Source organism: Kocuria sp., assembly GCF_030530945.1.
Classification (GTDB): domain Bacteria; phylum Actinomycetota; class Actinomycetes; order Actinomycetales; family Micrococcaceae; genus Kocuria.
Window position 1 is genome coordinate 31403 of sequence record NZ_JAUMTZ010000004.1, and the last position, 11745, is coordinate 43147.

Consider the following 11745-nt stretch of genomic DNA (forward strand, 5'->3'; position numbering starts at 1 on the left):
CAGCACACGGCGCAAGCCCCGCGAGAGGGTCAGATGGCAGGCATCAGCGCCAGCTGCACCGCGATGAACAGCATCACCAGGCCCACGCCCACGTCCACGATCCGCCACGTCAGCGGCGTGTTCAGCACGTGGGACAGGGCCTTGGCGCCGGCACCGAGGGCCGTGAACCAGATGACCGATCCGGTGAACGCGCCGCCCGCGAAGATCCATCGCTCCGCCCCGTGCTGGTTGGCCAGGTTGCCCAGGATGAGCACCGCATCCAGGTAGGCGTGGGGGTTGAGCCACGTGAAGGCGAGGGTCGCCAGGATGACGGTGCGCAGCGAACCACTCTCTACCTTGGCGGCCTCCAGCGTCTGGGACTTCAGGGCGGAGCGGAAGGACAGCAGTGCGAAGCCCGCCAGGTAGGCCACCCCGAGCCACCGGAAGGCGTTGAGCAGCCACGGCACCCGGTCGATCAGGAAGCCGATCCCCGCGGTGCCCATGCCGATCAGGAAGATGTCCGAGACGATGCAGATGGCCACGACCACGCCCACGTGCTGGCGGCGGATTCCCTGGCGCAGCACGAACGCGTTCTGGGCCCCGATGGCCACGATGAGGGCGAGCCCGGTCACCAGACCGGGAAGGAAGGCTGAAGTCACCCCGACAAAATACCGGTTCGCGTGACCTCCCCGACATTCGTCCGCCACCGGGAGTCATCCCCTGTATGGTTTCCTCAGAAATCATTTCGGGCGCCCACCAGTGCCCGGCCCGACCACCGACCGATAGGACGTCCCATGACCACTCCCGACATGGACCAGCTGGCCCTCGAGATCACCGCCGAGGACGCGGACCGCCTGTTCACCACGGCCCGCACCGCCAGCCACTTCACGGACGAGCCCGTGACCGAGGAGCAGAAGCACGCCATCTACGAACTCACCAAGATGGGCCCCACGGCGTTCAACTCCCAGCCCCTGCGGATCACCTGGGTGGAGTCTCCCGAGGCACGCGAGCGCCTGGTGCAGCACATGAGCGGTGGCAACCAGGAGAAGACCCGCAAGGCTCCCCTGACCGCCATCCTGTCCTACGACGAGAACTGGCACACCCACTTCCCGGAGTTCCTCCCCGCGGCCCCGCACATGCAGGGCATGTACGACGAGAACGCCGAGCTGCGCATGAGCAGCGGCAAGGCGAACTCCCACATCCAGGTGGGCTACTTCATCATCGCGGCACGCGCCGCCGGCCTCGCCGTGGGGCCCATGACGGGCTTCGACGCCCCCGCCGTGGACCGGGAGTTCTTCGAGGGCACGGGCAAACGGTCCATCGTGGTCGTGAACCTGGGCCGCCCGCAGGCCCCCGCCTACGACCGCAGCCCGCGCTTCGCCGCGGAGGACGTCACCGAGACCATCTGAGCGCACCTCCCGGCCAGCCGCCGACGACGCCGCCCGCGCCCCGGGTGCCGCAGCCCGCGGACCCGGCCGTGCGACGTCGTCCGCGGTGAGAGCTGACCCCGAACGCCCGGGCTCCGTCCCACGGAGACCCGGGCGTTCGCGTGTCCCCGGGCGAGGAGCCGCGCGGTGCGCGTGCTCAGGCGCTCTGGTCGAGCGTGAGCTTGGAGAGGACGGGTAAGGCGGCGTCCAGCGCCTCGAACTCGTCGGGGGTGAGGGTGGCGAGGACGTCCGCCACCTTCTCGTTGCGGTGCTCGTCCTCCTCCGCCAGCACCCGCTCCCCGAGCGGGGTGAGGGACACGAGCACCGCGCGCGCGTCCGAGGGGTCCGGGTCCCGCTGCACCAGGCCCGCCCTGCTCAGGCGGTCCACGCTCTGCGTGGCCGTGGGGGTGCGCACCCCCAGTTGGGCCGCGATGCGCGTCATGCGCACGCTGCCCGGGCGCAGCATGGTCAGGAGGCTGATCTGCTGGCTGGTCAGCTCCCGCGCACCCTCCAGCCCGCGCAGGAAGTAGACCCCGCCCCGCAGGACCGTTCGCAGCCTGGACGCCTCCACGAGCAGACGGCCTCGGTCGTGAGCGGCGTGCGGAGTGTCCATGCCACTCGATTTTAGTCGCCGCGTTCGCGCCCTCTGCGGTCCGCGCGCGGTCTTGAGCGGTAATTCGCCGCACCCTCCCGCGGGCGCCACGCGGCGCGCGCCACGCTGACCAGGAAGTAGACGACGCCCGCCGCCAGCAGCAGGACGAGCAGGGCGCCCAGAAGAATCGAGAGGTGTTCCACAGCGGTCTCCTCCGTCGCACGGGTCGGCACCCGCGCAGGCACCGTTGGCGCCCACCACGCTACCCACGCGCGGGCCGGGCCACCATGGCCCAGCGACCAGAACGCCCCGGGTGACGGACCGTGTGGTCCGCCGCCCGGGGCGCCGTGTGGAACCGGAGGGGTCAGAGCCCGCGCAGCGCCTCGCCGAAGCGCTTGACGCCCTCGCGGATGCGCGCCGGGGCCACACCAGAGAAGGCGAGCCGCACGGCGTCGGACTCGCGGCCGTCCATGTAGGAGGCCGATCCCGGCACGAGCACCACGCCGTGGGCGATGGCCTCGGTGAGGATGTCCCGGCCGCGCAGCTCCTCCGCGGTCACCCACGTGAAGAACCCTCCGGTGGGAGTGGTCCAGGATGCCGTGTCGGGCATGAACTCGGTGAGCGCCTCGTCCATGGCTTCCCAGCGCTGCCGGTACAGCTCCACGGCCTGGTCCAGCGCGGGAGCCCACTGCTCGGAACCCACCCACGCCGTGACCAGGGTCTGCGCCAGGTTGGACGGGTGGATCACCACGGACTCCGCCGCGATCTGCAGGCGGCCCCGGACCTCCGGGGGTGCCGCGATCCAGCCCACGCGCAGACCGGGCGCGAAGACCTTGGAGAAGCTGCCCAGGTGGATCACGTGCTCGGGATCCATGCCGTGCATGGACGGCAGGGGGTCGCTGCGGTCGAAGGCCAGGAACGCGTACGGATCGTCCTCGATGATCATCACGTCACGCTCGGCGCAGACCCGCACCAGCTCACGACGCCGCTCCACGGGCATGGTCACGCCCGTCGGGTTCTGGAAGCTGGGGATCGCGTACACGAACGGCACCCGGGTGCCCCGAGCGGCCAGCTCGTCGAGAGCGGCGGCCACGGCCTCCGGGTCCAGCCCCTGCTCGTCCACGTCCACGTGGTGCACACCCACCTCGTACGCGCCGAACACACCGAGGGCACCCACGTAGGTGGGGCCCTCCGCGAGGATCACGTCACCGGGGTTGCAGTACAGCTTGGTCACCAGGTCCAGCCCGGCCTGCGAACCCGTGGTGGGCAGCACGTCCGCCTCCGTCACGGAGGAGCCGCCACGGGCCATCAGCCGCACGATCAGCTCCCGCAGCTCCCGGGTGCCCGCACCCGAGCCGTACTGCAGGATCTCCCCGGCGCGCTCGCGGATCAGCTGACCCGCGAGCTCCCCCACGGAACCGCCCGGCAGCACCGACAGGTCGGGGTTGCCGCCCGCCAGGGAGACCACCGCGGGGTCCATGGCCGTCTCGAACACCGCGCGCACCGGCGAGGGCCGGAACTCTCCCGCGCGGGAGGCGAACGCGCTCACTTGTCCGCTCCGTAGCGCGCGCCGGAGATGCCGTACGCGGGGCCGTCCGCGGCGGCGTCGTGCCCCAGGCTCATCAGGGAGATGAGGTCGTAGACCACGTGGGCGGCGGCGATGCCCGTCAGCTCCGCGTGGTCGTACGCGGGCGAGACCTCCACGACGTCGCACGCGACCACGTCCAGGCCGCGCAGCCCGCGCAGGATCTCCAGGACCTCGCGGCTGGTGATGCCGCCTGCCTCCGGGGTGCCGGTCCCCGGGGCGTGGGCGGGGTCCAGGACGTCGATGTCCAGGGAGATGTAGAGCGGGCGGTCACCCACGCGCTCGCGCAGCGCGGCCACCACGGCGTCCACGCCGGAGCGCATGACGTCCGCGGAGGAGACGATCTCGAAGCCGAAGGAGGCGTCGTCCTCGAGGTCCTGCGTGCCGTAGAGCGGGCCGCGGGTGCCCACGTGCATCACGGCGTCCGTGTCGATGATGCCTTCCTCGAACGCGCGCCGGAACGGGGTGCCGTGCGTGTACTCGGCACCGAAGTAGGTGTCCCAGGTGTCCAGGTGGGCGTCGAAGTGCAGCAGTGCCACCTTGCCGTGGCGGGAGTGCGCGGCGCGCAGGAGGGGCAGGGCGATGGTGTGGTCACCGCCGATGGCCACCACCTTCGTGTCCTCGCCCATCAGCTCCTTGGCGCCCGTCTCGATGGCCGTGATGGCCTCGCGGATGTCGAAGGGGTTCCCCACGATGTCCCCGGCGTCCGCGACCTGCAGGTGCGCGAACGGGGAGTGGTTCTGCGCCGGGTTGTACGGGCGCAGCAGCCGCGAGGACTCGCGCACGTGGTTCGGCCCGAACCGCGCGCCCGAGCGGTAGGACACCCCGGAGTCGAAGGGGACGCCCACCACGGCGATGTCCGTGTGCTCCACCTGGTCCGTGCGGGGCAGCCGCGCGAACGTGGCCGGGCCCGCCCAGCGCGGCGTCAGTGCCGCGTCCACGGGGCCCACTCGCCGCTCACCTGCGGCGTTGGTCTCGACAATGCGTTCAGGTTCCACCTGTACTCCTTCCGGCCCGGGGATCGCCCGGGAGATGTGGCGGCCACCGCGGCGGTCGGAGCCCCCCGACCCGCCGCACACGAACCGCGCCGGCGACTGCCCGCCCGGTGGTACTTTTCTGTGGCCCGAGGCATAACACTAGCGCCACATCCCAGCCGACGGACCCCGCCGCCGCACCCGCTGGACGCCGCGCCACCGCCACCCGAGGAGACCTCCGTGAACGTGCTCGTGATCGTGCTGTACCTGGTGGTCATGGTGGCCGTGGGCATGTGGGCGGCCCGCCGGGCCCGCACCGCCACCGACTACCGCGTGGCCGGACGACGCCTGGGCGCGGGGCTGTACACCTCCACGATGGCCGCCGTGGTGCTGGGCGGAGCCTCCACCGTGGGCGGCGTGGGGCTCGGCTACCAGTACGGGATTTCCGGGATGTGGCTCGTGGTGGCGATCGCCACGGGCCTCGCGGTTCTCAGCCTCTTCTTCGCGGCGCGCATCCAGTCCCTCCGGGTCTTCACCGTGTCCCAGATGCTGCAGCTGCGCTACGGGGCGGCGGGCGGCGCCACGGCGTCCTCGTTCGTGATGCTCGCGTACACGCTGATGATCGCGGTGACCTCCACCGCCGCGTACGCCGCCATCTTCTCCGTCCTCTTCCCCATCTCCCGCCCCTGGGCCATCCTCCTGGGCGGCGTGGTGGTGATCGCCTACTCCGTGCTGGGCGGAATGTGGTCCATCACCCTCACGGACCTCATGCAGTTCGTGTTCATGACCGTGGGCGTCTTCGCGATCCTCCTGCCCTTCTCCCTTGCCGCGGGCGGCGGCTGGACGGGGCTCGGCGAGCGCCTGGGCACCTCCTTCTTCTCCCCGGGAGCCATGGGCTTCCAGGCGATCCTCACGCAGTTCGTGGTCTACGGGTTCGGCATGCTGATCGGCCAGGACATCTGGCAGCGGGTCTTCACGGCCCGCTCCCCTGCCGTGGCCCGGTGGGGCGGCCTGGCAGCCGCCGCGTACGTGGCCGTCTACGGCGTGGCGGGTGCGCTGATCGGCACCGCCGCGGCCGCCGTGCTCCCCACGCTCGACGCCCCCGAGGAGGCCTTTGCTGCCATGGCCCAGTACCACGTGCCCGTGGGCCTGGGTGGTGTGGTGCTCGCGGCAGGCGTCGCCGCGATGATGTCCACGGCCTCCGGTGCAAGCATCGCCGCGGCCACCGTGGCCCGCGTGGACGTGGTCCCCACGCTGCGCGGTCTGCTCGGAGCCGCCCCGGAGGACGTGGCCCGGGCCCGCTCCGAGAACGCCTCCGTGCTCAAGGACCGCGTGTACGTGGTTGTGGTGGGCCTGGTGATCACGGGACTGTCCATGACGGTGAGCTCCACCGTGGTGGCCCTGACCATTGCCTACGACCTCCTGGTGGGCGGGCTGCTCGTGGCCGTGCTGGGCGGTCTGGTGTGGCGGCGCGGCACCGCGGCCGGGGCCATGTGGTCCATGGCGGTGGGTGTGGTGGCCACCGTGGTGGGGATGGTCGTCTTCGGGGTCATGGCCAACACCCCCATCTACCTGGGGCTGCTCGCCTCGGCCGTAGTATTCGTGGTGGTGTCCCTGGTGAGCACTCCCACGGCGCCCCATGTCACTGACGAGTGGAACCGACGCATTCAGGAGTCCAAAGCATGAGCACCGACAGCAGCACGCCCGAGACCGGGGAGACCCGGGCGGCGTCGTACCCCGAGCGCAGCGTGGCCAAGGCCGTGCTGGAGACCCTGCGGGGGTACGGGATCGACACCGTGTTCGGCATCCCGGGCACCCACTCGCTGGAGTTCTACCGGCCCCTGCGCGAGCTGGGCATCACCGCCGTGACGACCCGCCACGAGCAGGGTGCGTCCTACGGCGCGGACGGTTGGTCCCAGGTGCGCGGGCTGCCCGGCGTGGTCATCACCACCTCCGGTCCCGGCCTGCTGAACTCCCTGTCCGGCGCGGCCACCGCGTACGCGGAGTCCCGGCCCATGATCCTGCTGTCCCCGGGGCGCCCGGTGGGCCAGGACTTCCGGGACATCGGCTCGCTGCACGAGACCAAGAACCCGTCCGCCGCGGTCAACGCGATCGTGGGTCTCTCCCGCCGCGTCACCTCCGGCGCGGAGGCCGTGACCATGGTCCACGACGCCATGCGCGACTTCGCCCACTCCCGCCCCCGGCCCGTGCACATCGAGATCCCCCTGGACATCCTCGAGGCCCCCGCGGACGTCCCCGAGTCGGCCACCGCGCCCCGCCCCCTCGGCGAGCCCACCCCCGCCCCGGAGCACGACGTCGCCGCGGCCGTCTCCGCGCTCGCGGCCAGTGAGCGCCCGGTCATCCTGGCCGGTGGCGGGTCCCTGGCCGCAGGGCCCCGGCTGCTGGAGCTCGCGGAGCTGCTGCAGGCTCCCGTGATCACCACCACCAACGGCAAGGGCGCGATCCCCGAGAAGCACCCCCTCTCCCTGGGCGCGGACCTGCGACTGAGCACCGCCCACGAGTTCCTGCGCTCCCGGGACGCCCTGCTGGTGATCGGCTCCAAGGTGGGCGAGGCCGAGCTGTGGGGCGGGGACATCACCCCGCAGGGCCCGATCGTGCGCGTGGACATCATGCGAGACCAGATGCTGTGCAACCTCACCCCGGACGTGGAGGTGCCCGGCAACTCCGCCGCCGTGGTGCAGCAGCTGCTCGACGGGCTGCGCGAACGCCAGGCAGGCGAGGGCCGGGAGCAGCCGGACCTGCGCGAGGTCTTCGACGCCATGGACGAGGAGGGCCGCCAGTGGGCGCCGGACCTCGCGGCCCTCAACGAGACCATCATGGAGGTGGTCCCGGAGGACACCGTCCTGGCGGGCGACTCCTCCCAGGTGACCTACATGGGCTCCACCACGTTCTTCCGTGCCCCGAAGCCCAACTCGCTGCTCTACATGGGCACGTACGCCACCCTGGGCTACGGCCTGCCCGCGGCCGTGGGCGCCAAGATCGCCGCGCCCGAGCGCCCGGTGGTGTGCCTGGTGGGTGACGGCGCCCTCATGTTCTCCATCCAGGAGCTCATGACCGCCGTGGAGCTGAACCTGGACCTGCCCGTCATCTGCGTGGACAACGGCGGGTACGGGGAGATCCGGCAGAACATGGTGGACCGGGACATCGATCCCCTGGCCGTGGACCTCGTGCAGCCGGACTGGGTGAAGCTCGCGGAGGGTTTCGGCGCCACCGGCTACCCCGCCACCATGGACACCCTCGCGGAGACCGTGCAGAAGGCACTGGCCACCAAGGGCCCCAGCGTGGTGCACCTGAGATGGTGTTGTCCGGGGGACGAGCGTCTGGAACGCGCGTTCAGCGGGCGGGAGGAGCCCCGGGGGGGTCAGCTGTTGCTGAGCCCCAGGCCCACGAGCCCGATCCCGGAGAAGATCAGCACCGCCCAGATGGCCAGGATCAGACCGGAAAGCACCACACCGGTGATGGCCATGCCGCGCCCGGCGGGCTCCTTCTTGAGACCCACGAGCCCCAGAACGAAGCCGATGATGGGAAGGATGAAAGTGAAGCCCAGGAAGATGCTCACCAGGCCGATGACCATGGACGCGATGGACAGGCCCTTGGGTCCGCTCGACTGACGCACGATGGTCAGCTGGTTCGGCATCGTCTGCTGGGGTGCCACGGAGGAACCGGCCACGGGCTGGCCGTAGGAGGCGCCCGCCTGCGGGGTCTGGGGGTAGCTGGGAGTCTGGGGGGTCTGGTTTTCAGTGTCCATCCAACGATTATGCATATTGTTTTCAGCCCGCCAGGGTCGTGACACTTTCTTTCAGGCCACCACGGTCACCACCTGACACCTGCGGCACGACATGACGGACCAACATTCTCGGCACGACATGACCACCCCGCAGCCCGATTGGTGGGCGCTTCCCGCCTCAGATGCTCGCCGCCGAGGGACGAGCGGGAACCAGGCGCACCAGGATCCGGCCACGACACCGCCACGGCGGGATCAGCCCCGGACCGAGCCTGCACTGAGTCCGGCCACCAGGTAGCGCTGCGCCACGAACGCGAAGACCATCACCGGGATGGTGAGCAGCACAGCGGCCGCCCCGGCCTGCTGCAGCATGGGCAGGGTCTGACCCAGCTGGGTGGCGATGAACACGGGCACCGTGCCGGCGTCCGTGTTGGTGAGCACCACGGCCGTCAGGTACTCCTGGAACGCGAAGAAGAACACGAAGATCCCGGACGTGAGGATGCCGGGTCCCAGGAGCGGGACCATGATGCGGGTGAGGATCTGGTCGCGGCGGCAGCCGTCCAGCATGGCGGCCTCGTCCAGCTCCCGGGGGATCGCGGCGAAGAAGTTGCGCAGCAGCCAGATGGTGAACGGCTGGTTGATCGCCATCAGCGCCAGCGCGAGCACCCACCGGGTGTCGTAGATCCCCAGGGTGCGGGCGATGTCGTACATGGGCAGCACGATCGCGAACCGCGGCAGGGACCGGAAGACCAGGGCCAGCAGCAGAAGTGCCACGGACACCCACCCCGGGAACCGGGACAGCGCGTACGCGGCGGGAATGCCCAGGACCAGTGCGCCGAGGGTGCTGATGAGCGCCACCACGAACGTGTTGATGAGGTAGCGGTAGAAGTAGGTGGCCTGCCACAGGTCCACGAAGGCGTCCAGGGTGGGCCTGAAGGACCACACGGGCGGGTTCGCGAACGCCACGTTCGTGGGCTTGACCACGGACAGCACCGTCCAGATCACCGGCAGCAGCATCACCAGGCACACGAGCGCCAGGAAGACGCCGCCCAGGAGCCCGAGGCGCCCGCCGGTCACGGAGCCGGGGGCTCCCCCGCGGCGGGAGGTCCTGGGGCGGGGCGCCGCCGAACGGCGGGTCGGGTTCTTCATGACTGCCGGGCCTCCCTGACCACGTCCCGCAGGAACGGGTAGAGCATGACCACGATGACCGCGATAGTGAGCACGGACAGCGCGCTACCCATGCCGAGGTCCTGCCCGCCGTCCTGGAACGCGATGTTGAAGATGTAGAGCATGAGGGACTCGTTGCCCAGTTCCACCGCCTGCGGGGACAGCGGCACCAGGTTGTCGAAGACCCGCAGGATGTCCATGACGGAGATGAGTCCCACGAACCCGATGACCCCGCGGATGGACGGGAGGATGATGCTCCAGTGCATCCGCAGGCGCCCGGCGCCGTCCAGCTGGGCGGCCTCCAGCACGTCCCGGGAGACGCCCTGCAGCCCCGCCAGGATGATGAGCGTGGCGAAAGGCAGCATGGACCAGATGACGTTCAGGGCCACCATGATCCGGTTGGGCCACGCGTCCACGAACCACAGGACGTCCTGCCCGGTGGCCCAGCCGGTGAGCAGGTTCACGATGCCCCCGAAGTTCTCGTTGAACAGCCACGAGAACATGGTGGCCCCCACCACCTGCGGGATCACGTAGGAGATCAGGAGGACGCCCAGCACCACCGGGCGCATCCGGCCCAGCCGGTTGACCATCGAGGCCAGGACGTACCCGCCCACGAGCAGCACGGCGGTGACCACCACGGTGAGGCCTGCGGTGAAGAGCAGGGCGTGGCCGAAGCGCGGGTCTCCGAAGGCGCGGACGTAGTTGTCCAGGCCCACGAAGGTCCCCGGGGAGCCGTAGTCCACGTCCTGGAAGCTCCACTTGACCGTGAGGTAGAGGGGCACGAGCAGCAACCCCACCATCACGAGCATGCTCGGAGCCACCAGGGAGTAGAACTCCCGCCTGCGCATCACCGGGCCGCTCCCGTGCCGGGGGCTGGCGCGGCGCGCCTCAGAGTGTTCACGGGTTCTCCTCCAGGATCTTGTCGGCGCTGTCCTGCATGCGGCGCGTGGCGTCCGCCGCGCTCGTGCGGCCACTGAGCACCTCCGCCACGGTGGGTCTGATCTCGTTGCTGATCAGGGACGTGGCCGGGTACGGCTCCGGGGACGGGGCGTGGCCGATGGCGTTGTTCGCGGCGTCCGCGTAGGGGGAGTTCTCGGGGGTCACCACGCCCTCGCGCGCCGGGTACGCCGCGGGCACCGCGGACTCGGACGCCTCCTTCCCCACGGACACCGCCATGAGCTGGAACAGCAGGTCCGGGTCCACGTCCGTGTTCTCGGGGATGGACCAGCCGTCCACGGACAGTGAGCTGTACTGCTTCCCGCCCTTCTCCACGGCGGGCGGCGGGGCGAAGCCGATGCGGTCCGCGTACTGCGAGTTGTCCGGGTTGGAGAGGTCGTTCATCCGCCCCGAGAACATGATGGAGACGGCGGCGTCCCCGTTGTACATCTGCTGCTGCACCGCGGGCTGGTCGAACGTGGTGACCTGGGGGTCCATGTAGGGCAGCAGCGAGCCCAGCTCGTCGAACGCCTTGGTCGCGGCGGGGGTGTCGAAGTTCGCGGTGTTCGTGCGGTGGTCGATGAAGTCCGTGCCCAGGGAGCCCATGGCGGCGTCGTAGGCGGTGACGATGTCCGCGCTGGCCAGCCACGGCATGGCCACGGGGTGCTCCATCCTCCCGGAGTCCTGGATCTTCTTGGCCACGTCCCGCAGCTCCGCGAACGTGGTGGGCGGCTTCAGGCCGAGCTCGTCGAAGATGTCCTTGCGGTAGGCCATGGTGAACACCTGCGCCTGCATGGGCAGCGCGTACAGGTGGCCGTCGTAGGACATGGCGTCCAGCATCTGCTGGCTCAGCCCGTCCAGGCCGTACTGGTCCTTGTACTTCTCGAAGAGGTCGTCGAGCGGGCGCAGCTTCCTCTGGTCCGCGTAGGTGGGGACCACGAAGTTGTAGGTCTCCACGAGGTCGAACGTGCCCCTGGCCCCGGAGAGGGTGGCCTGGGTGCGCTGGCGCTGGCCTGCGAAGTCGATGGGCTCGTGGCGCACCACGAGGTCGTCCTTGTTGCAGCTGCGGACCATGGTGTTGGTGAAGGGGTCGATCGCCGAGGAGTTGTAGGCGAGCACCTGCACGGTGGCGCCGCCCTCCGGGGCGGTGACGTTGCACGGGACCTCCGTGCCGCCGCCGTTCTCGGCCACGCGGGAGCCCGCGCCGCAGCCGGTGAGGGCGGTGAGCACCAGGACCGAGAGCAGTGCCGGCACCACCTGTGTGTTGCGCAGACGCATGTGGCGGGTCCTATCGCAGGGGGAAACGGACAGCGGCGGCGCACGACGGGTCGCGGGGGCCG

11 protein-coding genes and 1 pseudogene are annotated in these 11745 nt (G+C 70.4%); 3 read left to right on the plus strand and 9 right to left on the minus strand.

Features of this window, described 5'->3' with window-relative positions:
- Positions 1-29: 29 nt before the first annotated feature.
- Positions 30-638, minus strand: coding sequence for a LysE/ArgO family amino acid transporter (locus Q4A22_RS05270; protein ID WP_303177687.1), 609 nt, complete (start codon positions 636-638; stop codon positions 30-32).
- Between the two features lie 135 nt (positions 639-773).
- Here Q4A22_RS05270 and Q4A22_RS05275 point away from each other — a divergent pair, with 135 nt between their 5' ends.
- On the plus strand, positions 774-1388 hold the full coding sequence (locus tag Q4A22_RS05275) for a malonic semialdehyde reductase (protein ID WP_303177688.1): 615 nt from the start codon (positions 774-776) through the stop codon (positions 1386-1388).
- 175 nt (positions 1389-1563) lie between these two features.
- Here Q4A22_RS05275 and Q4A22_RS05280 read toward each other — a convergent pair whose 3' ends face one another.
- The 4 genes from Q4A22_RS05280 to speB all read right to left on the minus strand — a co-directional run bounded on the left by Q4A22_RS05280 (position 1564) and on the right by speB (position 4581).
- On the minus strand, positions 1564-2019 hold the full coding sequence (locus Q4A22_RS05280) for a MarR family winged helix-turn-helix transcriptional regulator (protein ID WP_303177689.1): 456 nt from the start codon (positions 2017-2019) through the stop codon (positions 1564-1566).
- An 11-nt stretch (positions 2020-2030) separates the two neighbouring features.
- Positions 2031-2201 (minus strand): hypothetical protein, encoded by a 171-nt coding sequence (locus tag Q4A22_RS05285; RefSeq protein WP_303177690.1) that lies wholly within the window; start codon positions 2199-2201, stop codon positions 2031-2033.
- Between the two features lie 161 nt (positions 2202-2362).
- Positions 2363-3547 (minus strand): PLP-dependent aminotransferase family protein, encoded by a 1185-nt coding sequence (locus Q4A22_RS05290; protein WP_303177691.1) that lies wholly within the window; start codon positions 3545-3547, stop codon positions 2363-2365.
- Positions 3544-4581 carry an agmatinase gene (gene speB, locus Q4A22_RS05295; protein ID WP_303177692.1) on the minus strand — a complete coding sequence of 346 codons (1038 nt, stop codon included), beginning with the start codon at positions 4579-4581 and terminating at the stop codon, positions 3544-3546. Before speB ends, Q4A22_RS05290 begins: the two co-directional genes overlap by 4 nt.
- 216 nt (positions 4582-4797) lie before the next feature.
- Between speB and Q4A22_RS05300 the strand changes: the two genes are divergently transcribed.
- Together Q4A22_RS05300 and Q4A22_RS05305 are read left to right on the plus strand one after the other, a co-directional pair.
- Positions 4798-6243 (plus strand): sodium:solute symporter, encoded by a 1446-nt coding sequence (locus tag Q4A22_RS05300; RefSeq protein WP_303177693.1) that lies wholly within the window; start codon positions 4798-4800, stop codon positions 6241-6243.
- A pseudogene (locus Q4A22_RS05305) lies at positions 6240-7856 on the plus strand (thiamine pyrophosphate-binding protein); the annotation flags it as partial. The gene Q4A22_RS05300 and the pseudogene Q4A22_RS05305, both read left to right, overlap by 4 nt.
- A gap of 83 nt (positions 7857-7939) precedes the next feature.
- On the opposite strand, the gene Q4A22_RS11825 reads toward Q4A22_RS05305, so the two are convergent.
- The 4 genes from Q4A22_RS11825 to Q4A22_RS05320 form a co-directional block, all read right to left on the minus strand.
- Entirely contained in the window at positions 7940-8341 is a 402-nt protein-coding gene (locus tag Q4A22_RS11825; protein ID WP_368410564.1) for a DUF4190 domain-containing protein, read from the minus strand.
- A gap of 216 nt (positions 8342-8557) precedes the next feature.
- A complete protein-coding gene (locus Q4A22_RS05310) occupies positions 8558-9451 on the minus strand; it encodes a carbohydrate ABC transporter permease (protein ID WP_303177695.1) in 894 nt (297 codons plus the stop codon).
- Positions 9448-10317, minus strand: coding sequence for a carbohydrate ABC transporter permease (locus Q4A22_RS05315; RefSeq protein ID WP_303177696.1), 870 nt, complete (start codon positions 10315-10317; stop codon positions 9448-9450). The genes Q4A22_RS05310 and Q4A22_RS05315 overlap by 4 nt, the downstream gene beginning before the upstream one ends.
- Positions 10318-10366: 49 nt before the next feature.
- Positions 10367-11683, minus strand: a complete 1317-nt coding sequence (locus Q4A22_RS05320; protein ID WP_303177697.1) for an ABC transporter substrate-binding protein — start codon at positions 11681-11683, stop codon at positions 10367-10369.
- Positions 11684-11745 lie beyond the last annotated feature (62 nt).